Origin of the sequence: Nocardia aobensis NBRC 100429 (assembly GCF_000308375.1) — a bacterium.
GTDB classification, from domain to species: Bacteria; Actinomycetota; Actinomycetes; order Mycobacteriales; family Mycobacteriaceae; genus Nocardia; species Nocardia aobensis.
Window position 1 is genome coordinate 1 of sequence record NZ_BAFQ01000122.1, and the last position, 24,707, is coordinate 24,707.

25 protein-coding genes are annotated in these 24,707 nt (G+C 68.1%); 4 read left to right on the plus strand and 21 right to left on the minus strand.

Annotated features, from left to right (window positions below; translation table 11 throughout):
• From RJ03_RS15360 to RJ03_RS15390, 7 genes are all read right to left on the minus strand, one after another.
• Positions 1–975: hypothetical protein (locus RJ03_RS15360; RefSeq protein WP_036502863.1), on the minus strand; the 975-nt coding region annotated here is incomplete at its 3' end.
• A gap of 80 nt (positions 976–1,055) precedes the next feature.
• Complete coding sequence (locus tag RJ03_RS15365; RefSeq protein WP_036502831.1) at positions 1,056–1,889, minus strand: DUF8175 domain-containg protein; 834 nt, start codon at positions 1,887–1,889, stop codon at positions 1,056–1,058.
• A gap of 99 nt (positions 1,890–1,988) precedes the next feature.
• On the minus strand, positions 1,989–2,252 hold the full coding sequence (locus RJ03_RS15370) for a hypothetical protein (protein ID WP_306304678.1): 264 nt from the start codon (positions 2,250–2,252) through the stop codon (positions 1,989–1,991).
• Positions 2,249–2,545: a hypothetical protein gene (locus RJ03_RS15375; RefSeq protein WP_030513931.1), complete on the minus strand. Its 297-nt coding sequence runs from the start codon at positions 2,543–2,545 to the stop codon at positions 2,249–2,251. Before RJ03_RS15375 ends, RJ03_RS15370 begins: the two co-directional genes overlap by 4 nt.
• 106 nt (positions 2,546–2,651) lie before the next feature.
• The gene (locus RJ03_RS15380) at positions 2,652–3,296 is read right to left on the minus strand and encodes a P-loop NTPase family protein (RefSeq protein ID WP_030513930.1); all 645 of its coding nucleotides are present in this window, start codon (positions 3,294–3,296) and stop codon (positions 2,652–2,654) included.
• A complete protein-coding gene (locus tag RJ03_RS15385) occupies positions 3,293–4,165 on the minus strand; it encodes a hypothetical protein (protein ID WP_036502833.1) in 873 nt (290 codons plus the stop codon). Before RJ03_RS15385 ends, RJ03_RS15380 begins: the two co-directional genes overlap by 4 nt.
• 13 nt (positions 4,166–4,178) lie before the next feature.
• Entirely contained in the window at positions 4,179–5,321 is a 1,143-nt protein-coding gene (locus RJ03_RS15390; protein ID WP_036502835.1) for a DUF8176 domain-containing protein, read from the minus strand.
• Between the two features lie 916 nt (positions 5,322–6,237).
• On the opposite strand from RJ03_RS15390, the gene RJ03_RS15395 reads away from it, so the two are divergent.
• Positions 6,238–7,116, plus strand: a complete 879-nt coding sequence (locus RJ03_RS15395; RefSeq protein ID WP_036502869.1) for a DMT family transporter — start codon at positions 6,238–6,240, stop codon at positions 7,114–7,116.
• On the opposite strand, the gene RJ03_RS15400 is transcribed toward RJ03_RS15395, so the two are convergent.
• From RJ03_RS15400 to RJ03_RS15410, 3 genes are all read right to left on the minus strand, one after another.
• Entirely contained in the window at positions 7,092–9,383 is a 2,292-nt protein-coding gene (locus tag RJ03_RS15400) for a RelA/SpoT family protein (RefSeq protein WP_269750183.1), read from the minus strand. The two genes, RJ03_RS15395 and RJ03_RS15400, sit on opposite strands and share 25 nt — an antisense overlap.
• 295 nt (positions 9,384–9,678) lie before the next feature.
• Positions 9,679–11,283: an ABC-F family ATP-binding cassette domain-containing protein gene (locus RJ03_RS15405; protein WP_036502840.1), complete on the minus strand. Its 1,605-nt coding sequence runs from the start codon at positions 11,281–11,283 to the stop codon at positions 9,679–9,681.
• Positions 11,284–11,470: 187 nt separating this feature from the next.
• Positions 11,471–11,914, minus strand: a complete 444-nt coding sequence (locus RJ03_RS15410) for a nitroreductase/quinone reductase family protein (RefSeq protein WP_036502842.1) — start codon at positions 11,912–11,914, stop codon at positions 11,471–11,473.
• 157 nt (positions 11,915–12,071) lie between these two features.
• On the opposite strand from RJ03_RS15410, the gene RJ03_RS15415 reads away from it, so the two are divergent.
• Positions 12,072–12,374 (plus strand): hypothetical protein, encoded by a 303-nt coding sequence (locus RJ03_RS15415; protein WP_051024720.1) that lies wholly within the window; start codon positions 12,072–12,074, stop codon positions 12,372–12,374.
• Between the two features lie 36 nt (positions 12,375–12,410).
• Here the strand turns inward: RJ03_RS15415 and RJ03_RS15420 are convergent, their stop codons facing one another.
• From RJ03_RS15420 to RJ03_RS15450, 7 genes are all read right to left on the minus strand, one after another.
• Positions 12,411–12,824 (minus strand): hypothetical protein, encoded by a 414-nt coding sequence (locus RJ03_RS15420; RefSeq protein WP_157121819.1) that lies wholly within the window; start codon positions 12,822–12,824, stop codon positions 12,411–12,413.
• Positions 12,825–12,972: 148 nt separating this feature from the next.
• Complete coding sequence (locus tag RJ03_RS15425) at positions 12,973–13,530, minus strand: adenine phosphoribosyltransferase (protein ID WP_373281702.1); 558 nt, start codon at positions 13,528–13,530, stop codon at positions 12,973–12,975.
• A 50-nt stretch (positions 13,531–13,580) separates the two neighbouring features.
• On the minus strand, positions 13,581–15,317 hold the full coding sequence (locus RJ03_RS15430; RefSeq protein ID WP_036502845.1) for an ABC transporter substrate-binding protein: 1,737 nt from the start codon (positions 15,315–15,317) through the stop codon (positions 13,581–13,583).
• A complete protein-coding gene (secF, locus tag RJ03_RS15435) occupies positions 15,317–16,519 on the minus strand; it encodes a protein translocase subunit SecF (protein ID WP_036502846.1) in 1,203 nt (400 codons plus the stop codon). The genes RJ03_RS15430 and secF overlap by 1 nt, the downstream gene beginning before the upstream one ends.
• Positions 16,516–18,348: a protein translocase subunit SecD gene (secD, locus tag RJ03_RS15440; protein WP_036502847.1), complete on the minus strand. Its 1,833-nt coding sequence runs from the start codon at positions 18,346–18,348 to the stop codon at positions 16,516–16,518. Before secD ends, secF begins: the two co-directional genes overlap by 4 nt.
• A gap of 137 nt (positions 18,349–18,485) precedes the next feature.
• Positions 18,486–18,935 carry a preprotein translocase subunit YajC gene (yajC, locus tag RJ03_RS15445; RefSeq protein WP_036502849.1) on the minus strand — a complete coding sequence of 150 codons (450 nt, stop codon included), beginning with the start codon at positions 18,933–18,935 and terminating at the stop codon, positions 18,486–18,488.
• 137 nt (positions 18,936–19,072) lie between these two features.
• Positions 19,073–20,566: a flavin-containing monooxygenase gene (locus tag RJ03_RS15450; protein WP_036502852.1), complete on the minus strand. Its 1,494-nt coding sequence runs from the start codon at positions 20,564–20,566 to the stop codon at positions 19,073–19,075.
• 70 nt (positions 20,567–20,636) lie between these two features.
• On the opposite strand from RJ03_RS15450, the gene RJ03_RS15455 reads away from it, so the two are divergent.
• Together RJ03_RS15455 and RJ03_RS15460 are read left to right on the plus strand one after the other, a co-directional pair.
• Positions 20,637–21,278: a TetR/AcrR family transcriptional regulator gene (locus RJ03_RS15455; RefSeq protein ID WP_369974702.1), complete on the plus strand. Its 642-nt coding sequence runs from the start codon at positions 20,637–20,639 to the stop codon at positions 21,276–21,278.
• A 13-nt stretch (positions 21,279–21,291) separates the two neighbouring features.
• Positions 21,292–21,816, plus strand: coding sequence for a DivIVA domain-containing protein (locus RJ03_RS15460; protein ID WP_036502855.1), 525 nt, complete (start codon positions 21,292–21,294; stop codon positions 21,814–21,816).
• A gap of 28 nt (positions 21,817–21,844) precedes the next feature.
• Here the strand turns inward: RJ03_RS15460 and ruvB are convergent, their stop codons facing one another.
• The 4 genes from ruvB to RJ03_RS15480 all read right to left on the minus strand — a co-directional run bounded on the left by ruvB (position 21,845) and on the right by RJ03_RS15480 (position 24,704).
• A complete protein-coding gene (gene ruvB / locus RJ03_RS15465) occupies positions 21,845–22,963 on the minus strand; it encodes a Holliday junction branch migration DNA helicase RuvB (protein ID WP_036502857.1) in 1,119 nt (372 codons plus the stop codon).
• Between the two features lie 5 nt (positions 22,964–22,968).
• On the minus strand, positions 22,969–23,574 hold the full coding sequence (gene ruvA / locus RJ03_RS15470) for a Holliday junction branch migration protein RuvA (protein ID WP_036502860.1): 606 nt from the start codon (positions 23,572–23,574) through the stop codon (positions 22,969–22,971).
• Positions 23,571–24,140: a crossover junction endodeoxyribonuclease RuvC gene (gene ruvC, locus RJ03_RS15475; RefSeq protein ID WP_030513910.1), complete on the minus strand. Its 570-nt coding sequence runs from the start codon at positions 24,138–24,140 to the stop codon at positions 23,571–23,573. The genes ruvA and ruvC overlap by 4 nt, the downstream gene beginning before the upstream one ends.
• Positions 24,141–24,263: 123 nt before the next feature.
• Positions 24,264–24,704, minus strand: coding sequence for an O-acetyl-ADP-ribose deacetylase (locus RJ03_RS15480; protein WP_245552294.1), 441 nt, complete (start codon positions 24,702–24,704; stop codon positions 24,264–24,266).
• Positions 24,705–24,707 lie beyond the last annotated feature (3 nt).

A 24,707-nucleotide genomic window follows, 5' to 3' on the forward strand; every position in this document is an offset into this window, starting at 1 on the left:
GATCGCGACCAGCATCCGCTGCGCCTGATCGGCGTCTGGCAGACCCGAGGTCGGCGTGGTCGAGTTGGTGTCACCGGCGGTGACGAAGGCGATCATGTAGACGATCGCGGCGACCGGTTTCCACAGCATGAACGCGATGATCCAGCCGATCAGCTTCGGATAGGCCTGCCGTCCGGTACTGGTGCCCGACGCCGCCGCGGCCAGCGGCAGCACGCCCGCGGCCACCACCAGCATGCCCTGGCGCACGATCGCGAGCACGATCTGTGCCAGCGCGCCGAGCAGGCCGACGATCGCGATGATCAGCACCAGGCCGGGCGAAAACGCTTGTAGCTTCGACGTTTTCACCATCAGCTCGGCGAGGCTGCGGGCATTGCCGTTGGTGGCGTCCTCGATCACCCACTGCGAGAAGCGATCCGAGGCCTGTGTACCCGCGACCACCACGGCGCCCAGCATCCAGGAACTGAAGATCACCCGGGCGAACATCCGGAACGATTCCGCGGCCTCGCTCAGTGCCGCGCCGCGTCTGGCTTCGGCGAGTCTGGCGCCGGACAGGATCACCGACACGATCAGCAGCAGGATCTGCGCTTGATAGGTGTAGTCGTTGATCTTCTGGAACAGCGCTCCGCCGTCGCTGATGCGATCGTTGGGCACCTTCATCCAGAAGGTCAGCGCCAGGATCAGCGCCTCGCCCAGACCGTTCATCAACGAGTCGACCACCTTGCCGAAGGTGGAATCCCACGCCTTGTCCTTCACCGCGTTGGCGGCGTCACCGGGATGGGTGGCGGCATTGCCGGCCTTGCACGCCGCGGAGGCGGCGTCGCCGAGCGATATGCCGGGCAGGCCCAGACCGTCGAGATCGTCATGGATCTCGTTGCAGGTCGGGTCGAATCCGTAGGTCTGCCCGTAGGCCACCGTCGGGGTCGCGATCATGACGGTGAACACGACCGCGAAGATCGTGACGATGCGCCTCACCATGAGATCCACTCCTCGATGCGTCGCAGGGAATCGATCCGGACCATCGGCTGACTCTCGTGCCTTTCTCGAAATCGCTGTGCTCACCATCGGGTCCACCCCTGCAGGGTGTCGACGTATTCGCTCGGCGTGGCTCTGCTGTCGGTGGGTTTGAGTCGCCAATCCCCGTTGTCCCACACCATGACCAGCCGGATCGCCGCCCACATCTGTTTGCCGTCGTTGACCGGCCCGCGGGCGGCGAGCCGCACGATCGCCATATCGTCGGCGTAGTTCTCGATCTGGAACGCGTCGGGGGCGACCAGGTACCTGGTGATCCGCGCCGGCTGCTGATCGGGCAGTTTGCCGTCACCGCGCGCCCTGTCGTAGGCCGCGACCTGCTGGGCCGAGACCCGCACCTGGCGCACGTACAGATCCCGGTCGCCGGGCCGCGCGTTGAGCCGATAGGTGATCTGCGCCGCCGCCAATGCCGCCCCCTGCGGTGTGTGGGAATAGCCGACGGCCAGTCCCTTGTCGTCGATCCGGGTCGGACCGTCGCTGGTGGAGAACGGCACCGAGGCGCCGTAGACCCGCTGCCAGCCACGTGGTTCGGTGGTGCCGGCGGGTGCCGCGGTCAGCCAGTCCGGATCCGACGAGTCGTGCTGCTGTGCGGGGTTCTGCGGAAGTGGTTGTCCCGCAGGATTGTTGGGTATATCGACGCGGCGACGGAACAGGTCCGTATCGGGTTCGGCGAATCCGGTCGCGCCCGAGCCCGCGACGGGCGAGGGCGGCGGATCCGTTTTCCGGGCATCGGAAGAGGAGGTGTCACGGCCGAGGTAGACGAAGACGCCGACGATCACGATCAGGGCGATCACGGCCGCGGAGACGATGACACCGAAGGAGATGCCGCTGCGCTCGTCGTAGGTGTCCTTGTTGCTCATACCGTCACCTCCCGTCGCAGGTCGTCGTCGACTGTCGTTTCGTCGAATGTGGTTGTCGCCGTGGTGTCATCGGCGGGCATGCGGAAATCTGTCACCGGCTCACGCAGGAAGCAGGGTCAATGCGATCGCACTTGCCGAACTGGCCACGATGGCGCCGATCAGGCTCATCACGATGCCGTGCGAGGCGTCGTTGACGGCCATGTCGTCGCGCATCGCCGACCACAGCCGGCCCGCGGAGATGATCATCCAGGCCAGGCACAGCAACAGCACGCACCACAGTAACCAGTTGATCAGCTGCATGATCGGTTCGATCACGTCCGCGGGCATCTGCTTGTAGGCCAGCACGATCGCGGCGCCCCTCACGACCCGATGACTGCGTTCATGATCGTGCCCGCACTGGTGGCGACGATGCCGCCGATCATGGCGCCCGCCACCATCTTCGGCGATTCCAGCCCGCCGCCGGTCCACTTCTCCCAGGCGAAGCGGCCACCGGCGTAGGTGATGCCCAGGATGCCCGACAGCAGCACGAACCACGTGAAGTAGCGCACCAGTTTCATGAGCTTGTCGGCGGCCGGTGGCGTCTCGGGTGTCGGGTTCCCGACCTGAGCGAGAACAACGCCGTACGTCTCGTGTACAGCGGCCAGGATGGTACTCATCGAGCGTCCTTCTCAATAGGTGATCGGAATACAAAGCCGGGTACCGGAGGTACACCGTCGGAAACAGCTGTCGGCGTGGTCGAGGCAGCACAACGTCCGGGCACGATCATCGTTGCTCCTCCTGTTGCGAACCGGCGCCGACCGTCTCCCGCACCAGGTCGACGATGCTCATTCCCAGCGCGTCCACCTCGTGCGGAACTTCTTGCAGCGGATCGAGTTTGCGCTTGCGCTGCTGTGGCGGCGGGTCGCTCGGCGACCACACCGGCAGCTGATCGGGTTCGACCAGCGTCCACTCCTCGATCCAGGGCATCTGCCACACCTCCCCGGCCAATGCGCCGACCACATCGCGGTAGCGCCGGATCTCGGCCGGGATCCGGCCCGGGCGCGCGGCCACGGTCACCAGGCCCAGCACCTCGCTCGGCCCGGCGAGCCCGGCCCGGTGCTGACGCAGCAGATCATGGGCGCGGGTCAGCCCGGCGATGGTCTCGCGGGCGACCAGCACCACGAAAGGTGATTCGCGTTCGAACACACCGGGCCAGCGCCGGTGCGAATCCGCCGCAGGCGCAAGCACATGCGCGAGGGTACTGGCTCCCGCGCCGCCGTGCACCCCCAGCAACCACACCAGCGGCGCCCGTCCGGCGCCCGGCACCGGACGATCCCAGATGGGCGCGCGACGGGACTCCGCCGGTGCGACAACGCCTGCCGCAGGCGGGTTTTCGGATGAGCGAGGTTCCTTCATGGCCGCGGTCATGATGCCATCCCGCCCAGCAGCCGCCGGTACGCCCTCCGGGTTTCGGCGTCGAGTGCGTTGTGGCGCACCAGTTCTCCGCGCGCCAGGTGGGTGTCGTAGGGGATCTCGCGGATGTCGCGGACCCAGCCGGTGAGATGTTCGCGCAGGTGATCGGCTACTCGAGAGTCGTTGCCGGGCAACTGATGTGAGACCACGATGGTGGTGTCACCGACGATGCCACCGCCCTGCCCCTCGGCATGGCCGCCGAACTCGTCGTCGAGCCATTCCAGCGTGACCCGCAAACGGTTGGCCGCGTCGGCACGCGCCGGAATCGACAGCACCAGAGCCACTTCCGCGTCCTCGAGCAGCGGCCGCAGCTGACGGGCGGCGATCGGGCTGCCGCCGTCGTACACCGGGGTGTAGCCGGCGTCGGCGACGGCCCGGGCCACCGTCAGATAGGTGGCGCGGCGGCGCAGCGGGGAGGCGTCGCGCCACAGCAGGCCGATACCAGAGCTCGCCTGGGAGAGACATTCCTTCAGCGGCGCCGGTTCGTCGTCACCGCGGCCGTACAGCCACTGCTGCAGACTGATCGGGCTCAGATGTTCGTCGGCGCCGCGCAGGGCCAGATCGCTGCCGGCGACGGTGGCGTCCACGGCCACCGCCGCGGCCTCCGCGCCCAGTTCGCCCGCGAGTCCCAGTGCGGTGGTGGTGGTTCCGGCCCCTCCGCAGCCGCCCACGACCAGAATCGGGCGCGGCAGGCCGCCACCCTCGCCGTCGTCACGCCGACCCTTGCGCAACCGGACCACCGGCGCCCGTCCACGCGGTCGCGAGCTCGCCGCGACGTCCGCGTCGGACGTCTCGTCGAGCCATCGGCTCCAGTCCTGTCCCATCTCAGCTCTCCTCTTACCCGGCCGTGATGCCCGTGATCAGGGTGCGGCCGCCGACCACCGCGGTGGTCACCAACTGCTTGTCGTAGGTGGCGGGGGTCGCGCCCGGCCGCCGTTCGGTCACCTCCACCGAATACCTGTTCTCGTCCAACGTGACCACCCGCACGCAATAGTCGGTGCCCAGCGGCACCGAGGCGATGCCGCGCTGGATCACCGGCGCCGGTGAGACCGCCGCGTTCGGCGCCACCACCTCGCGCGCTCGCTCGGCCGAGCGTTCGACGTAGAACGCGTGCTGGAACCACATGATCGCGTCCGGCCCGGAATCGGTGCCGCCGACCTCGGCGCCGCGCACCACGCGCGCGGACCGTTCGGTCGGGCAGTGCGCCGCCGAACCCACCCGCGCGCCGGAATCGGCGCCGAACGCCGAGGTGAGCCGCAGCATCGGCGCCTCGTCGCCCACCGCCGGCCGTACCGGCAGCGGCGCCATCGACTGCTTTCCGCCGTCACCGGAGCGCAGCAAATACAGCGCGAAACAGCCAGCGAGCGCCAGCAATAACACGGCTACCGCGAGGACGAGCGCGACCCGCAACCGGCTCGGGCGGATGTAGTCACGCAGGGCCGGAGAGGCCGGCCCCGGGGCGCGGCGCACGATCCGTCCCGCGCCGCCGTCGCCGTGCTCGCGCCGGGGCGGCAGAATCCACTCGGGGGTATCCACGTCGTCTGTGTCCACGTCGTCGCGCTCGTCGGAATCGTCCACCGGCGAACGCGCCCCGGATCCCTCCGCATCGTCGCCGTCGGCACCGGCCGCCCGCGTCCGGCGGCGGCCCCGGGTCCGGCCCTCGCCGTTCTCGGCGTCGCGGGGCAGGCGCAGCACCTCACCCTCGTGGACCGGATAGTCGTCATCGGGTCCGGGCGCGTGGCTGCCGACCCAGTCGGTCCAGCCCCCGACGAATTCGCTGCGTCGCGTGGCCGGTTCGTCGGCGAACGGAATGTCGAACGGTTCGGGCTCGGTGTCGCGGATGTAGTGCGGATACCGCGCCGCTCCAGGGTCCGCCTCGTCGTCGACGGCGTCGGATTCCCCCGGCGCGGCCGCGGGCACGGCGTGTTCGGGTTCCAGCGCCGGGAACCACCGTTGGACTTCTTTGTACGGCTTCAACATTCCCTCATCCCCGCGGAGCCGGGCACGTCGTGCAGCATCGTCGGACCCTCTCGGCGATCAGTTCGTGGAGAACGGGTAGTTGTTGTCAGCGGTACCGCCGTGGGACGGCGCCGACGGCACACCACCGGGTGCGGCGTCACCGAGGCCCTTCCCGAACGGAAATTGTCCCGTACCCGACGAATTCGGCGAACTCGACGCGCCGTCCGACGCCGCCGAGATTCGGGCGATACCACATCCACGCAGGTCAAGGGCTGTGAAGGGGGGTATCTCGAACGCCCGATCGAGGGCCGGTGCGAATGTGGGTGCGCCACACCCGCGGCGAAGGCCCGAGGCGACCGGTACGGTCGCCGCCGAGCATGTCAGCACGGTCAGCATGATCTGACCCCCTTTAAACCCGCTGTCTGCAACAGTTCTGAGGGTCGAGTGCCACTGCGACCCGTCCGGCGATCATCATGTGGATTCGAGTTGTCGCCGAACATCGCGCGCACCCCGAAACGCAATAAACCGTAACAGAATCCGGCTCGGAGTGCAGGTCCTCCGCCGGTGCGCGAGCACATCCGCGATCGCCGTCGCCGAACCTTCCTACCTGCGCGAAGGATTCACCGCGGACCGGGCGACCGACCGGGATCGACAGCCGCCCGAAGCCTCGGCAACACCGGGGCGAACGCGCAATTCGGGCCTGGCCGAGGGCAACTCGCCGCAACTCCGGACACCCCCGCGAAATAGGTTGCCGAACAATTGCCATTCACCCGTTCCGGGCATTCCGGCTATTCGGAGGGACCGCGCCGCCCGATGCCGGCGCATTCGCCGGTCTCGCGCTCCCCCGGTCCTTTCACGGGCCCCGCATCACACCGCCTCGGATCGGTACACCGATCCCGATGCCGTGGCCGCCGGTCGCGGGCGGCACACTGATCGGGTGAGCAACTTTCCCGTCGCCGCGGTCGTCTGCGCCTTCGTCGGCGCCGTGCTGTTCGCCGTGTCGGCGGTCGCCCAGCAACGGGCGGCGGCCGACGTGCCGGCCGGTGACGCGTTGGTAGCCCAGCTCGTTCGCAATCCGCGCTGGTGGGCCGGCATCATCGGCGACGCCGGCGGCTTCGTGTTCCAAGTCGTGGCGCTGGCGCTGGGATCGGTGCTGATCGTGCAGCCGATTCTGGTGACCGCACTGGTCTTCGCGTTACCGCTGGCCGCGCACTACAGCCGCCGCCCGGTCACGCCGGTCATGTGGGCGCACGCGGTCGCGCTCTCGGCCGCACTGGCCTGCTTCCTCGTCGTCGGCGATCCCACCGAGGGCATCTCCGACGCGCCGTGGTCGACCTGGATGTGGCCGCTGATTCTGGTTCTCGGCGTGGTCGCCGCGGCGGTCGTGATCGCGGTGGTGATCCGGGTGACCGGATTGCAGGCACTCATGCTGGGGACCGCGGCCGGTCTGCTGTTCGGCGTTTCCGCCGCGCTCACCCAGCACGTCATCCAGCTGTTCGGACACGGCCTCACCACGGCGCTCACCAACTGGCAGACGTACACCCTGGTGGCCGCGGGCATCGTGGGGCTCTATCTGCAACAGCGCGGCTACCAGGTCGGGGCGCTGTCGGCCTCGCTACCGGCCTTCACCGTCGCCGAACCGCTCGGCGCCGCGTTCCTCGGTCTCACCGTGCTGGACGAGCGACTGCGGACCGGTACGGCCGGCACCATCGTCGTCATCGCCTCGGTGCTGGTGATGTGCGTGGCCGCGGTCCAGCTGTCGCGAGCCCAAGCGGAACTGCCGCCCGCGGATCAGGCCGCCGAGGTCACCCGGTAGACGTCGTAGACGCCCTCCACGTTGCGGACCACGTTCAGCAGATGCCCGAGATGCTTGGGATCGCCCATCTCGAAGGTGAACTTGCTGATCGCCACCCGGTCACCGGAGGTCATCACCGACGCGGACAGAATGTTGACCTTCTCGTCGGCCAGCACCTTGGTCACATCCGACAGCAGCCGGGTGCGGTCCAGCGCCTCGATCTGAATCGCCACCAGGAAGACCGACGACGGCGACGGCGCCCACTTGACCTCGATGATCCGTTCCTGTTGCGCGCGTAGCGAATCCGCGTTCGTGCAATCGGTCCGGTGCACACTCACCGCGCCGCCGCGAGTCACGAAGCCCATGATCTCGTCGCCCGGGACCGGGGTACAGCATTTGGCCAGCTTCGCGACCGTACCGGGGGCGCCGGGGATTTCGACGCCCGCATCGCCGATGGTGCGCTGCCGCGCCGGCAGCGTCGACGGCGTACTCCGTTCGGCCAGTTCGTTTTCCACGTCGCCGACGCCACCGAGCTGCGCCATCAGGCGTTGCACGACGTGATGCGCCGAGACCTGGTTCTCCCCCACCGCCGCGTACAGCGCGGAGATGTCGGCATAGTGCAGTTCGTGCGCCAGCGCGGACATCGCGTCCACGCTCATCAGCCGCTGCAGCGGCAGACCGGAACGGCGGACCTCCTTGGAGATCTGCTCCTTACCGGCCTCCAGCGCCTCCTCGCGGCGTTCCTTGGCGAACCACTGCCGGATCTTGGCCTTCGCCCGCGGCGAGACCACGAAGTTCTGCCAGTCCCGGCTCGGGCCGGCGTTCTGCGCCTTCGAGGTGAAGATCTCGACGACCTCACCGTTCTCCAGCTGCCGTTCCAGCGCCACCAACCGGCCGTTGACCCGCGCGCCGATGCAGCGGTGGCCCACCTCGGTATGGACGGCGTAGGCGAAGTCGACCGGAGTCGATTCCTGCGGCAGCGTGATCACATCGCCCTTCGGCGTGAACACGAAGATCTCCGGGGATTTCAGGTCGAACCGCAGCGACTCCAGGAACTCCGCGGGGTCCGCAGCCTCCCGCTGCCAGTCCAGCAGCTGCCGCATCCAGGCCATATCGTCGACCTCGGCGGCGTCGCCGGAATGTTTGCCCTTGGTCTCCTTGTAGCGCCAGTGCGCGGCGATACCGAACTCGGCGGTGCGATGCATGTCCTGGGTGCGGATCTGCACCTCCAGCGGTTTGCCGTCCGGACCCACCACCGTGGTGTGCAGCGACTGGTACACGCCGTAGCGCGGCTGCGCGATGTAGTCCTTGAACCGGCCCGCCATCGGCTGCCACAGCGAATGCACCACACCGACCGCGGCGTAGCAGTCCCGCACCTCGTCGCACAGGATCCGGATGCCGACCAGGTCGTGGATGTCGTCGAAATCCTTACCCTTGACGATCATCTTCTGATAGATCGACCAGTAGTGCTTGGGCCGGCCCTCGACGATCGCGTTGATCCGGCTCGCCGCCAAGGTGTTGACGATCTCGGCCCGCACGCGCGCCAGGTAGGTGTCGCGGGACGGGGCGCGGTCGGCCACCAAGCGCACGATCTCGTCGTACTTCTTCGGGTGCAGGATCGCGAACGCCAGATCCTCGAGCTCCCATTTGACCGTGGCCATACCGAGCCGATGTGCCAGTGGCGCAATGACTTCCAGCGTCTCGCGCGCCTTCTTCGCCTGCTTCTCCGGCGGCAGGAAGCGCATCGTGCGCATATTGTGCAGCCGGTCGGCGACCTTGATCACCAGCACTCGCGGATCGCGGGCCATCGCGATGATCATTTTGCGGATGGTCTCGGCCTCTGCGGCCGCGCCCAGGTTGACCTTGTCCAGCTTGGTCACGCCGTCGACGAGATGGGCCACCTCGGAACCGAAATCCGCGGTCAGCTCGTCCAGCGAATAGCCGGTGTCCTCGACGGTGTCGTGCAGCAGGGCGGCCACCAGCGTGGTGGTGTCCATCCCCAGTTCGGCGAGGATGTTGGCCACCGCCAGCGGGTGGGTGATGTACGGGTCGCCGGACTTGCGGAACTGATGGGAGTGCTTCTCGTCGGCCACGTCGAAGGCGCGCTGCAGCAACTGCAGATTCGCCTTGGGATACAGCTCCCGGTGCACGGTCGCCAGCGGCTCCAGCACCGGCTTGACCGCGGCGATACCCCGTTGCCCGGTCATCCGGCGAGCCAGCCGGGCCCGCACCCGCCGCGAGGCCGAACTCGGCACCGCGGCCGGTGTGCCCGGCTGCTTCATCGGCATGTTGCGCGGGGACGGGGACGAGGCCGGCGGCTGACCGCCTCGGTCGGCGCCGGACTTCGGCGCAGCGGGACGCGGTGCGGCGGGGGCGGCCGGCGGTGTCGCCGGTGCGGCAGCCGGCGCGGCATCACCGGCCGCCGAATTCCCGGCATTCGCCTTCTCCAGATGCTGAGTCATGCCACCACCTCTCACGCCTCGATCGCCACACCCTAGCCGACCGCTTCAACAGCCCAGAACACCCACTTTAGTAGGAGTTTTCCCGCGCGCGCACCGGTCCGGCTCGACCCACCCCGTTCGTTCAACCGGTTCCGGAGCCCGTTTCATCCACCAACCCGTCCGCGGTGAGGTCCAGCCGGCGGGTGACGCCGATCTCGTCGAGGAAGCGCGGGTCGTGGCTGACCACGATCAGCGCTCCCTCGAAGCTGGTCAGCGCCTCGGTGAGGTGGCGGAGACTGGGCAGGTCCAGGTTGTTGGTGGGCTCGTCGAGCAGCAGCAGTTTCGGTGCCGGTTCGGCGAGCAGCAACATCGCCAGCGCGGCCCGCAACCGCTCACCACCCGAGAGCGCGCCCGCCGCGACATCGGCGTCGCCGCCGCGGAACAGGAACCGCGCCAACTGTGCGCGAATCCGTTCGGCACCGGCGTGCGGAGCGGCGGCGGACACGTTGTCGAAGACCGACGATCGCTCGTCGAAGATGTCGAGCCGCTGCGGCAGCAGCCGCCACGGCACCTTCGGCGGTTCCGCGACGAGCCGATGCAGCAGCGTGGTCTTACCGGCGCCGTTGTGCCCGGTCAGCGCGATACGTTCGGGACCGCTCACCCGCAACGTGACCACCGGCCCGTTGGCCAGCCGCACCTCTTCCAACGCCACCACGTCCTGACCGGGATACAGCCTGGTTCCGGGCAGGTCGACGCGGATCTCACGATCGTCGCGTAGCAGTTCCTGGGCCTGTTCCAGGGTCGATCGAGCCTCCTCCACCTTGGCGATGTGGTTGTTGCGCAGTTTGCCGGCCGAGACCTGCGCCTGCCGTTTGCGCTCGGCCATCACGATCTTCGGTTCACGCTTGGTGTCCCACATCTTCTGCCCGTAGCGCAGGCGCCGGTCCAGTTTGATCCTGGCCTCGACCAGTTCCCGCGACTGTTTGCGCACATCGCTGCGGGCATCGCGGATCGCCGCGCGAGCGGCCTCCTGTTCGGCCTCGACGATCTGCTCGTAATCGTCGAAGTTACCGCCGAACGTGCGGATCTCACCGCGGCGCAGTTCGGCGACGGTGGTGACCCGTCGCAACAGTTCGCGGTCGTGGCTGACGGTCAGCACGGTGCCTGCGAAGCCCTCGACCACATCGTAAAGCCGTTGGCGGGCAGCGGAATCCAGATTGTTGGTGGGTTCGTCGAGCAACAGCACGTCGGGCTCGCGCAGCAGTTCGGCCACCAGTCCGAGCAGTATCGTCTCGCCACCGGAGAGGGTTTCCAGGCGCCGATCCAGTTGTGCCACATCGTCGGCCAGGTAGTTCAGGCCCAGACGGCCGAGCAGCGCGATCGCCGATTCCTCGACATCCCAGCGGTTTCCGACACGGCCGAAATCGGCGTCGGTGCCGGCGCCGGATTCGATGCGGTGCAGCGCGGCCCGCACACCACCGATACCGAGGACGGCGTCGACGCGCTGACCTGCGGCCAACCCGAGGTCCTGACGCAGATATCCGAGCCGCCCGGCGGCCGTCACCGAACCGCGGACAGGGCGCAATTCCCCGGTGATCAGCCGCAAGAGGGTGGATTTCCCGGCTCCGTTACTACCCACCACACCGATGTGGCCGGGTCCGAGTACCGCGTCGAGACCGTCGAACACCGGGGTGCCGTCGGGCCAGGTGAAGGTGAGATCAGACAGCGAAATCGCCGAAATAGACATATGCGTGCTCCTGAGGGCGGCGGGAATGGCGCGCAGAAGTGCGGGCCACGCGATGGCTACCTCAGAAGAGCAACGGCACGACTCCGATCAACGGAAACAAGACTCGACAACTCTAGCGAACCAGCGAAGGAGTCGCAAGATCACATTGCCGGTGATATCTGTCACCGGCGACGGAAGTCGTTGTGGCTCAGTTGATCCGGAAGACGGGGAAGCCGGGTGCGATGGCGGTGAGTTCCGCGTCGGTGGCATCGGCGGTCACGCCCTCGAAGAATTTGCCGACCTCCCAGCCCCACTTCTTCAGATACAGCCGCAGCACCGGCACCTTGTCGGCGTCGGCGACCTCGGTCGCCGTGAACGCCTCGGTCTTGCGTCCCAGCCGCAGCTCTCCGCCGCCGGCGACGCGGATATTGCGAACCCACTGGGTGCGACCACGAGGAGCGACCAGATACCGGGTCCCGTCCGCATCCTGCAGGACATTGACCATCGTGGTCCGCCACTCCCCGGAGGTGCGACCGCGCACGGCCAGCAGCCGGGATCCCATCACGCTGATGCCCCATTTCGGCAGGACGTTGAACATCCGGTTCATGATCGGGTCGATACCGGTGGGCGCGATGTACCGGGTGGTGTTCATGACTACTCCTCGCTTTTGTGAGCGGTGCTCTCCTCGATGACCCAATCATCGCGCACCGGCACCCCTCTGTCAAGAGCAGCGCTCACATTTCTGGACAGTCCAGACCTCTGGACAAAATCGGCTGCGTTCAACGCCGTCAGGCGGGTATTCGGCCGACATGTACAGATATAGAACCTATGGGACAAACCGCACGGGTGGGCTGGCGGCGATCGTCAGCACGATCGGCGGTGTCCTCGCACTGATCGAGATCGTCTACATCCTGCTGCAGATCTTCGACGCCAACCAGACCAACCGCTTCTTCACCTTCATCAAAGGGTTGGCCGAACCGCTGGCGTTGTTCTTCCCGGGCCTGTTCAACACCGGCTCCCACGATTGGGACGTCATCATCAATTACGGCCTGGCAGCGGTGTTCTGGCTCGTGGTGACCGGGATCATCGCGCGCCTGCTGGCGCGGATCTGAGCCCGCGGAAGTGGATCGACTCGACGTCGGAAGGTATCAGCGTTCGTGCGGGGTAAGGAATTCCATCCGATGATGGTGGAGGAATTCGAAGGCCGGAGCCCAATGGCCGGTGAAGACGTCCTCTTCCTTACCCACCGCATGCTGTGAGGCCGCGCCCGTGCGCGGATCCCGGCAGACGACGCGAGCGTTGTGCCGCCCCGACGGAACCGGTCCGCTGTCCAGTTCCACCGAGCCGTCCGAACCGACCGTACGCCAGGGCATATCGATACCCGAACCGGTGATCCGGCAGGTCTGCCCGGCCTTCTCCCCCGTGACCCGGGCCGTGATGGTGGCGCCGCCCCGCAGCGCCACCGAAGGAGTAGCCGCAGCGGTCGCGCCGCCGACGACGAACGCGACGCCCACGGCGCCCGCGAGCGCTGCCCCGACGCGGGTACGCCGGCTGCGGCTCATCGCCACCACCGGTCGGCGTGTCCGGTTCCGGCACTGTCGCGCGCACTGCGGTACTCGTTCATGCGATCGTCCGTCGGTCGTTCATCCGGGTCCCTTGCCGCGCGTCAGCATAACGATCCCCGCGCGCGCCCTACAACCGACACGCGACTCACACCCGCACGATCGAGGTCAGCGCATAGTCGCCCTGGCGAGCACGCCCGCCGAGTTCGCCGATCTCGAGTACCACCGCGGCCGCGGCCACCTGCGCCCCGGCGGTGCGGAACAGTTCCGCGGCGGCGGCCAGCGTGCCACCGGTGGCGAGAACGTCGTCGAGCAGCAACACCTTGCGGCCGGTGAGTTCGATGCCGTCGGCCGGAATCTCCAATGCGGCGGAGCCGTATTCGAGGGTGTACTCGCGGGAGAGCACCGGCGGCGGCAGTTTGCCGCCCTTGCGCACCGCCACCACACCGGTCCCGAGCAGCGCCGCCACACCGGCGCCCAGCAGGAATCCGCGCGCGTCCACCCCGGCCACCAGATCGGCGTCGGGAGCGCAGGCGGCCAGGCATTCGATCACCGCGTGGAAGCCCTCGGCGTCGGCGAACACCGGGGTCAGGTCCGCGAAACGCACACCGGGGGTGGGGAAATCGTCGTGCCAGCGCGTCAGGCGCCCGACCACCTCGGCGGTCCGCGCGACCTTCTCCTCCGCGGTTTCGGCCGTTTCCACCATCGTGTGCTTACTCATCTACACCCGCTCCCTCATCCAGCGTCCGAGGACGCTCACCGCCGCAACACCCAGCGGTCCATATTCCAGCCCGCACCGGCCTTGGTGGGGCTCGCGACCCCGTTCTCCAGGCCCTTCCCGAACGCGACGGTCCGAGGCGTGTTGAACAGCGGGATCGACGGCATCTCGTTCCACAGCAGATTCTCGGCCTCGGTGTCGAGACTCAACACCGCCACCGAATTGTCGTCCGCCGCAAGCTGATCCGCGATCGCATCGTAACGCCCGTTGCCGAAGCGCCCGAAATTCACGCCCTGACCGGTGCGCAGCGCCGCGGTCGCCTCGATCCCCGGCAGCGAACCGGCCGGGCCCACGGCCGCCGCGGTGCCGCCGAGTACGGCGTCCACTTTGCCGGCGCCCAGTTCCGCGGGCGTGAAGTCCGCCGCACCGGCGTCGACGACGGTCACACCCGCCGCCTTGCAGGCATCGCCGATCATCGCGACGGTGCGGGCACGGCGGTCGTCGGGGCTGCGATAGCCGATGCGGATCGTGGGGTTGGCCACCCCGGCTGCCGCGAGAGCCCGCTGCGCACCCGGCGCGTCGCCCGCGCGATATTTGTCCGCCGGTCCCGTGATCGCCGGGTAGTACACCGAATCTGCTTGTACCGTGCGGGAATTGAGAGGCCCGGAGCCCAGGCCGGATTTGTCGTCGAAACCCGGATGCCCGAGTGTGTCGAACAACGCCTGCCGCGGGACACACAGCGCGAACGCGCGCCGGGCGTCGGCGGAGGCGAAGACACCCGCGGTGGACAGCACCAGCTGCTCGGCGCCGCGGCCCGGTTCCTGATTCACCGAGAACTTGTTCAAGCTCAGGTCTTTCACCGAGCCCGCCCCGATGTCGACCACCTCGACGGAGTTGTCGGAGATCCTCTTCTTCAGATCGGCGTTCTTGGGCCACACCACGACGCGGGGCGTGGCCGGCTTGTTGCCCCACCACTTCTCGTTCTTCACCAGCACCAAACCGTCGCCGTCGCTGTAGGACTCGATGCGGTACGGCCCCGAGGACGGCAGCAGGTCGGCGTTGATGTCACCGGATTTCAGATTCCAGCCGGTGTTCCAGAACTGCGCCAGCCGATCGAGTGCGGCCTGGTCCCCGGACTGCACCGCCGCCACCACATTCGGCACACCCGCGGCCTTGGCGGCGATGTGCGCCGGCATCAGATCACCGGCGTTGAACAGCGTCTGCCAGGCCAGGAAGTGATGGTCGGGCCGGAACACCACGGTCGCGTCCTTCGAGCCGGGCTGGCATTCGACCCGCTCGATATCGGAATAGCCGGTGGTCGAGGCGGCGTCGAACAGCGGAATCGCGCCACCCGGGCCGGGTTTGGTGAACCGCCCACTGCGCGCGGCCCATTCGAGCACCAGATCGTCACACGAGGTGGGCACCCCGTCGGAGTAGACCGCGTCGCGGTTGAGCCGGTACCGGATGGTCTGCGCCTCGCCGGCCACCTCGTTGGCGGTGCCGACATCGGTGTCGGCGACGGGCTGGCCGTCCGGGCCGGTGTAGAAGAACCCGGTCAGCACGCGGGAGAACAGCGCCGCGGAACCGCCCGCGACACCGGCCGAACTTCCGCCGTTGTAGGTGGCCGGCACCGCGTCGACGGCGTATCCGATGGATGGCACCTGGTTCTTGCTCGAACAACCCGCGATCACGCCGGTGACCAGTGCACCGGCCGCGATCACACCGAATGTCCGCCGGAGCGTCCGCCGCACGCGATCCGACCCCCTTCCCCTCATCAGTGGGTTCTCTTGTGCCGCTTCCCGGTGGGCCGGGCACCGGGTCTCGGTGCGGCGGAACCGCTGTCGCGGGTGCGGGTGGCCACCGGCGCACCGGAGGCGCGACGGGCCGGCGTCTCACCCGTGCGGCCGGAATCGCCGGCGGCACGCTTGGCGAGCACCTTGCGGGTGTGCGCGGCCACCGGGCCGAAGCGCTCCTTGATAGACACCAGCAGCGGCACGGCGAAGAAGATCGACGAGTAGGCGCCGACGATCATGCCGACCAGCTGCACCAGCGCGAGATCCTTCAGCGTGCCCACACCGAGCAGCCAGACGGCGATCACCAGCATGCCGACAATGGGCAGAATGCCGATCACCGTGGTGTTGATCGAACGCATCAGCGTCTGATTGGCGGCGAGGTTGGCCTGTTCACCGTAGGTGCGCCGGGTCAGATGCAGGACGCCGCGGGTGTTCTCCTCGACCTTGTCGAACACCACGACGTTGTCGTAGAGCACGTAGCCCAGAATCGTCAGCAGACCGATCACCGCGGCGGGCGTCACCTCGAAGCCGACGATCGAATAGATGCCGGCGGTGACGATCATGTTGAAGAACAGCGAGGCGATCGCGGCGATCGACATGTCGCGTTCGAATCGGATCGCGATGTAGATCATCGTCAACAGGACGAACACCACCAGCGCGATGAGCGCCTTGCGGGTGATCTGCCCACCCCAGGTCTCGCTGATCTCGGTGACGCTGATGACGCTGCGGCTGGCCGTACCGCTGGCATCCTTCGGATGGTACTTCGTGAACAGCGCATCCGCGATCTTGTCCTGCTGCGCGGAATCCAGTGTCTCGGAACGGATCTCGAACGAGGCCGAGGAACCCGAACCGACCTTCTGCACGGTCACCGGACTGTGTCCCAGTGCCTGCGAGTAGGTGTCCTCGACCGAGGTCGTACTCATACCGCTGGTCGCCGGGATCTGGATCTTCGTACCGCCGGCGAAATCGATGCCGAGGGTGAAGCCGCGCACCGCGATACTCAGCACCGCGATCAGGACCAGCACCGCGGCGATGCTGTAGTACAACTTGCGGCGGCCGACGATCTGGAAGCCGCCGGTGCCGGTGTAGAGGCGTTCGAAGAATCCGTGCTTCGGTGCGTCCGCGGTGGGCAGCGACTCGTCCACGAGTGGTTCCTCCAACACCTGACTGCGATTGTCGCTCATCGTGCCCCCGTCCCTACGAGAGTTCCGGCCGCCTTGCGTTCCCGCGCGACCTGCTGCACCGCGCCCAGACCGTTGACCGACGGCTTCGCCCAGAACGGCGAGCGCGAGGCCAGCATCATCAGCGGCGAGGTCACCAGGTAGAGCACGACCACGTCGAGCACGGTGGTGAGGCCGAGGGTGAACGCGAAGCCCTTCACCTGACCGGCCGCCAGGATGTAGAGCACCACCGAGGCGATGAGGCTGACGGTCTTACCGGAGAGGTTGGTGCGCTGCGCGCGAGCCCAGCCGCGCGGGACGGCCGAGCGGAAACTGCGGCCCTCGCGCATCTCGTCCTTGATGCGTTCGAAGAACACGACGAACGAGTCCGCGGTCATACCGATACCGATGATCAGACCGGCGATACCGGCCAGGTCCAGGGTGAAGTTGATCCACCGGCCGAGCAGCACGATGATGCCGTACACCGCCACACCCGAGGCCACCAGCGAGAACCCGGCGAGGAAGCCGAGCATCCGGTAGTAGAGCAGGCAGTACAGCAGCACCGCGATCAGCCCGATCGCACCGGCGATCAAACCGGCGTGCAGTGAGGCCAGGCCCAGCGTCGCCGACACCGTGGACGCTTCCGACACCTCGAACGACAGCGGCAGCGAACCGTACTTCAGCGAGTTGGCGAGCTCCTTGGCGGTGGAGGCGTTGAACTGACCGGTGATCTGGGTGGTGCCGCCGAGCTGCGGGCCCTGCTGCACGACCGGCGCGCTGATCACCTTCGAGTCGAGGGTGAAGGCCACCTGCTTCTGCAGGTATTCCTTGGTGAGGTCGGCCCAGGCGTCGGCGTTCTTGAACGTCAGATCGACCGCCCACTGCGACTGCTGGTTCAGCGACGAGCTCGCATCCTTGATGTCCTGGCCATCGATGCGCATCGGGGCCAGCAGATACACCTCGTTGCCGTCCGACGAGCAGGTCACCAGCGGCAGCTTCGGATCGTCGTTACCGGCCAGCGGATCGGGCTTGTGGCAGTCCAGCTGCTGGGCCGCCAGCTGCTGGACCTGCGGGTCGGTGCTCTGGCGCAGTGCCCGCGCCGCGTCGATCTCCTGCTTGGCCTGCTGCTGCGGCGTCAGCGCCGGATTCGGCGCTCCCGACTGCGGCGACGGTGCCGGAGTGGGTGCGGGCGTCGTCGGGGCCTGTGCCGGAGCCGGGAAGACCCGGTTCTGCGCGGTCGTGCCCGAGGATTCGCCGGTACCGGACGTCTCACCCGAGGAAGCCGTCCCCGAGGCGGTGCCGGATTCGTTCGACGGCTTGGATTCGGTACCCGGCGACGCACCCGGCGTGGGGGCCTGCTGCCCCGCCCCCGGAGCCGGCTCCGGAGTGTTCGCCGGCGGGGTGCCGGGCTGTTCCGCACCGGGTGCGGGCTCGCCACCTGCACCGGTCTGGATCTTGCCGTCGGGCCCCACCGGAAGCGGCTGGCCGACCACCGGGCGGATATAGAGCTTGGCGGTGGTGGCCAGCGACTTCGCCTGCTGCCCGTCGTTGCCGGGCACGGTGATGACCAGGTTGTTGCCGTCGATCACCACCTCGGAACCGGCCACACCGAGGCCGTTGACCCGGGATTCGATGATCTGCTGGGCCTGCTTGAGGCTGTCCTTGCTGGGCTTACCGCCGTCGGGCGTGCGCGGGGTCAGCGTGACCTGGGTTCCGCCCTGCAGGTCGATTCCCAGCTTGGGTTCCGGCGACTTGTCACCGGTGAAGAACACCAACGCGTAGATCACCGCGAGCAGCACGGCGTAGACGCCGAGCAGCCGCAGCGGATGCCCCGTTCCCTTGGAAGGTGGCACAGTACATATCTCCTAGGCGGTGAGGGTGGCGGCCGGAATTGCGGCATGACCTGCGAACATGGAGCACCGGCGGACGCGGGCCCACGGACACGCCGCACCGCCGTCGCGGCGGTGAGCGCTGCGACGGCGGAAGCGGGTCAGTCTTTGCGCAGCCGGGCTGCGGTGTCCTCGACGGATTCCTCCGCACCGGACACCGGGGAGGAACCGTTGGCCGAGCCGCTCGCGGCAGCCGATCCGTTGGTCCCGTTGGTGGCAGCACCCTCCACCGTCGTGCCGGCGATCGCCTCGTCGTCCGACTCGTCCGCGGCGGAATCCGCCTCGGCGGCGTCGCCGGTGGGGCGCACATCGCGGATGGCGGCGCGCAGCCAGGTGGTCACCACATCCTCGGCGATCTCCAGGTCGACGGTCTCCTCGTCGAGGTCGACCACGGTGCCGTAGAGACCGGAGGTGGTGGTGACCTGGTCACCCACCTTCACGTTCTCCTGCATATCGGCGACCTTCTGCGCTTCGCGCTTCTGGCGGCGGACACCGAGAAACATCGGTACGAGCAGAACTACCAGTAGCAGCGGAAACAGCAGGTTCGCCATCGTCGTAGTCGGTCCTAGTTTGGTGGGTTGGATGGGCTGTACCCACACAGTCTGCCAGCAACCTGGAATATCGCCACACCCGCGGTGTGCGCGGCGGGGTGCGCCACACCGGCGCGAACCCCGTCCGCGCCGGTGTCTCAGGCCGCGGGCGCGCCGTAGACGTAGTCGTCGAGCGGGAAGTTCACCGCTTCGCGGTGGGTGGTGACAGTACTGTTCGGGCGCAGCAGCGCGGCCTCGCCGTGCTGGTTGAAGTAGTAGCTGCGGGCGGTCGAGCAATCGCCTGCGTAGAACACCGACGAGCCGAGCTTCTCGGTCACGTAGTCCAGGAATCGCGCGTTGGCCTCTTCGCGCACCTCGAAGACCTGCTCACCGCGCCGCCGGGCCTCGCGCAGCAGCCGGTCCATATGCTTCATCTGCGCCTCGATGGTGGTGAAGTAGGACAGACCGCTGTAGGAGTAGGGGCTGTTGAGGCTGAAGAAGTTGGGGAACTTCGGCACCGTGATGCCCTCGTAGGCCTGGAAACGGTTGTCGCGCCAGAACTTTCCGAGATTCACCCCGGCGCGCCCGATGATCTCGACGGCCGGGAAGTTCACATCCCAGAGATTGAATCCGGTCGCCAGGATCAGGGTATCGATCTCGGTCTTGTGGCCGTCCGCGGTCACGATGCCGTCGGCCTCGACATGGTCGATCGCATTGGTCTCGAGCCGCACGTGCGGCTCGTTGAAGGTCTTGAAGTAGGTGTTGGAGAAGGTGGGCCGCTTGCAGCCGAAGTCGTAGTGCGGGGTCAGCTTCTCCCGCGTCTGCTTGTCGCGCACCTGGGCGCGCAGGTGCGCCTTCGCCAGCAGCGCGGCGCCCTTGTTGCCGAATCTGGCCTGCTTGTAGTGCAGCACGCCGGAGACCATCAGTAGTTCCAGCGCGCCGGTGTTGACCAGCCGGGCCGCCTTCTGGGTCAGCGGCAGCTTCTCGAACAGCTGCTGGACCGGCTTCGGGATGGCGGTGTCGACCTTCGGCACGACCCAGATCGGGGTGCGCTGGAACACGGTCAGTTCCGCGACCTTCTTCGCGGCTTCCGGGACGAGCTGCACGGCGGTGGCGCCGGTGCCGATGACGGCGGCGCGCCGGCCGGTCAGATCGAAATCGTCCTCCCAGGCGGTGGTGTGGATGATCTTGCCGGCGAAACTGTCGATGCCCGGGAACGGCGGGGTGTAGGGCTGGGACAGGAATCCGGTCGCGGTGAGCAGATAGCGCGCGGTGAGGGTCTCGCCTCCCTCGACCGACACCACCCAGTACGCGTGCCCGGAATCCCAGCGAGCACCGCCGACGACCTGGTTGAACCGCATCCGGCGGCGCAGGTCGTATTTGTCCGCGATGTGCTCGGCGTACTTCTTGAGCTCGGCGCCCGGGGCGAACAGTCGCGACCAGTGCGGATTCGGTTCGAACGAATAGGAGTAGGTCACCGAGGCGATGTCGACCGCCAGGCCCGGGTAGTGGTTGACGTGCCAGGTGCCGCCCAGGCCGTCCTCCCGTTCGAGGATCACGAAATTCTTCAGGCCGAGACGATCCAGCTGGATCCCGGCCCCCATACCGCCGAATCCCGCACCGACCACCACGGCGTCGTATCGAGGTGCCACGCCGAACCTCCCTGTTACCTGACGTATCTGATACGGAATGACACATCATTCCGTTGCGGAACACCGTATCATCGGCTCCGTGCCGAAGCCATCCACACATCTGGAGCGACGCAAGGCCGAACTGCGGCAACAGATCATCGACACCGCCTTCGCCTGCTTCGCCGACAAGGGCTATCACGCCACCGGAATCGCCGATATCGCCACGGCCCTGGGAATCGGGCACGGGACGTTCTATCGCTACTTCGAAAACAAACGCGACATCATCGACCACGTGATCGACGATCTGGCCGCGCGGATCATCGAAGCGCTCGGAACCGAGAACGCGCCCGACGCGGCGACCTCACTCGATGACTACCGGCATCAGCTGGACCGGATCGGGGTGGCGCTGCATCGGATCTTCCTCGAGGACCGGCGGGTCGCGCAGTTGCTGCTGTTCCAGGCGACCGGTATCGATCCGGAATTGACGATGCGGCTCTACGGCTTGCTCGACACCGCCGACGCGCTGACCACCGGATATCTCGAACACGGGGTGGAACTCGGCTATCTGCGGGCCGATCTCGACGCCGCCAATACGGCCAAGGCGGTGACCGGCATGTTGCTGGCGGCCATCGTGCACGGGCTGCGCGATCCCGATCCGGAGTCGACCGCGGGTCTGGCCCAGGCGATTCCGCGACTGTTGATCGACGGGGTGCGCGCCGGCGGAGCGGTGTAGTAACAATGTGCGGGTGACGCCGGAGTATGTGCGAGGGATCCGATTCGGGCGGGCCCCGATCGGGCACCGCGGCTACGACCCCGCCGAGGTCGACGCGTTCTGCGCCGCCCTCGCCGATGCCTTCGCGGGCCGGGCCGCGCTGAGTGCGGCCGCCATTCGCGGGCACGAATTCGGCCTGGCCGCCCCCGGCCGCCGCGACTACGACCGCGACGAGGTGGACGCGTTTCTCGATCGCGCCTGTGTGGAACTGGAATTCGCGCGCTACGGCCCGGCCCGGCCGCAGGTGGCGTGGCCGCCCTCGGCGGAATACGTCTCGCGGCTGCGGTTCTCGGCCCCGCCGCTGGGACGGAGCGGATATGTCGCCGACGAGGTCGACGCGTTCCGGGAGCGCGTGGCGGCAGTGCTGGCACAGACCGCCACGGGATGGGACGTCGCGGCGATCAGGCCCGAATTCGGCACGGCCGAGGCCGGTGTCCGCGCCTATCACTCCGCCGAGGTGGATGCCTTCGTGGATGCGGTCGCGGCGCTGGTGAGTTAGCGCGGCCCTACGACCGGGCCGGACCGTGTCAGTCGAACAGGTCGAGCGTGGGCTGGGCTTCGCGGCCCCGGACCTCGATGGATCCGAAGACCAGATCCGGCGGCGGCACCAGGCCCAGATGTTCCCAGGCCGCGGCGGTGGCGACCCGCCCGCGCGGGGTGCGCGCCACCATCCCGGCACGGACCAGGAACGGTTCGCACACCTCCTCGACGGTGGCGGCCTCCTCCCCCACGGCCACCGCCAGCGTCGACACCCCGACCGGTCCGCCGCCGAAGCCGCGGACCAGCGCACCGAGGACCGCGCGGTCGAGCCGGTCCAACCCCAGCGAATCGACGTCGTAGACCGCCAGCGCGGCCTTGGCGATGTCCCGGGTGACCAGGCCGTCGGCCCGCACCTCGGCGTAGTCGCGCACGCGGCGCAACAGCCGGTTGGCGATGCGGGGCGTACCCCGGGAGCGGCCGGCGATCTCGGCCGCCGCGTCGGATTCGATGCGCACCCCGAGGATCGCCGCCGAGCGCTGCAGGATGCGCTGCAGTTCCTCGGGCTCGTAGAAGTCCATATGGCCGGTGAAACCGAAGCGGTCGCGCAGCGGGCCGGTCAGCGCGCCCGAGCGCGTGGTCGCTCCGACCAGGGTGAACGGCGCGATCTCCAGCGGAATCGAGGTCGCTCCCGGTCCCTTGCCGACCACGACGTCGACCCGGAAATCCTCCATCGCCAGATACAGCATCTCCTCGGCCGGGCGGGCCATGCGGTGGATCTCGTCGATGAACAGCACATCGCCCTCGACCAGGTTGCTGAGCATCGCGGCCAGGTCACCCGCGCGTTCCAGGGCAGGACCGGACGTGATGCGCAGTGCGGTACCGAGCTCGCCGGCGATGATCATCGCCATACTGGTCTTGCCCAGTCCAGGCGGGCCGGACAGCAGGACGTGGTCGGGGGTGCCGCCGCGCTGGGTCGCACCGCGCAACACCAGGGCCAGCTGTTCGCGCACCCGGGGCTGGCCGATGAAGTCGTCGAGGGATTTGGGGCGCAGCCCGGCCTCGATGTCACCGTCGGACGTCAGATAGTTCGCGGTAACCGCGGATTCGCCCCCGTCCGCGCCGGTCTCGACATCCTCGGCGCCGGAAGGAGATTCGTCTTCGTGCATCGGCGTCACCGGTTCCGGCCGAGAATCGCCAAGGCGGCTCGCAGCGCCTGCGAGGTCCCGAGCTCGGGTTGTTCTGCGAGGACGCCGTCGACGGCCGGTTCGGCCTGCTTCACCGGGAAGCCGAGCCCGATCAACGCCTCCACGACCTGATCACGCACCGGAGTGACGACCGGGGCGGGCGCCGCGCCCGGCGGTGCGGACTGCACGGGAACCAGATTCACCTTGTCGCGCAATTCGACCACCATGCGCTCGGCACCGCGCTTTCCGATTCCCGGCACCCGCGTCAGTGCCGCGACATTGCTCTCCGCCAACGCTTTCCGCAGCGCCTCGGGCTCGAGCACCGCCAGCACCGCCATCGCCAGCCGGGGACCGACACCGGAAACGGTCTGCAGCAGTCCGAACAGATCGCGCGCCTCGGTGTCGGCGAAGCCGTAGAGCGTCATCGAATCCTCGCGCACGATCATCGCGGTGTAGAGGCGGGCCTCGTCGCCGCGGGTGAGACCGGCCAGCGTGGAGGGCGTGGCGTTGAGCCGATAACCGACGCCCGCGGCTTCCAGCACCGCGTGGTCGAGACCGATCTCCAGCACCTCACCGCGCACCGACGCGATCACCTGGTCACCGCCTTTCGTTGCTGGGCAAGCCTTTCGGCGTATCTGCGTCGCGCCTGTTCGGCCTGGGCCTCCGCCTTCGCCATCCGCTCCAGCATCGGCGCCCGCCAGCAGTGGCAGATCGCCAGCGCCAGGGCGTCGGCCGCATCAGCCGGTTTCGGCGCCGTCTGCAAGCCTAGGATGCGGGTCACCATGGCGGTCACCTGAGCCTTGTCCGCGGAGCCGTTGCCGGTCACTGCGGCCTTGACCTGGCTCGGGGTGTGGAAGGCGACCGGGATGCCGCGACGTGCCGCCGCCAATGCGATCACCCCGCCGGCCTGCGCGGTGCCCATCGCGGTGCGGACGTTGTGCTGGGAGAAGACCCGCTCGATCGCGACCGCCTCGGGCCGGTGGGTGTCCATCCAGTGCTCGGCGGCGTCGGCGACGCCGAGCAGCCGCTGCGCGAGGTCCATATCGGCGGGTGTGCGCACCACGTCGACGTCGAGCGCGGTGACCTGCCGCCCCAGCCCGCCCTCGACGATGCTCAGGCCGCACCGGGTGAGCCCGGGGTCGACACCCATCACGCGCACGAAATGCACCCCTGTCGAGTCGCGAACAATTGTTCGAAGTCTAACCGAGAGCCCCGGCACCGGCGGCCACCGACACGGAGCCCGAGCGCGGCGAGCCCGCGTACCGCGGGGTGGCGAACCCGCCTATTCCGATGCGGCCAGCGCGGATTCGAAGATTCGATGCGCGGTCGCGTCGAACAGAACGAAACGGATCTCGGTGGCGCCCGTGCGGACGGCCCGGACGGTGTCGAGGGCGATCCGGGCGCCGTCGTCGAGCGGCCAGCCGTAGACACCGGTGGAAATCGCCGGGAAGGCGATCGTGCGCGCGCCCAATTCTTCTGCGACACGCAGGGATTCGCGATAGCAGGAGGCCAGCAGGCCGGAGCGGTCGTGCTGGGCCGCCCAGACCGGGCCGACGGTGTGGATCACCCAGCGGGCGGGCAGGTTGCCCGCCGTCGTCGCCACGGCCGCGCCGGTGGGCAACCCGTCCGGATAGGTCGTCGCCCGCAACTGCTCGCAGGCGGCCAGGATCTCGGGTCCGCCTCTGCGGTGGATCGCGCCGTCGACACCGCCGCCACCCAGCAACCG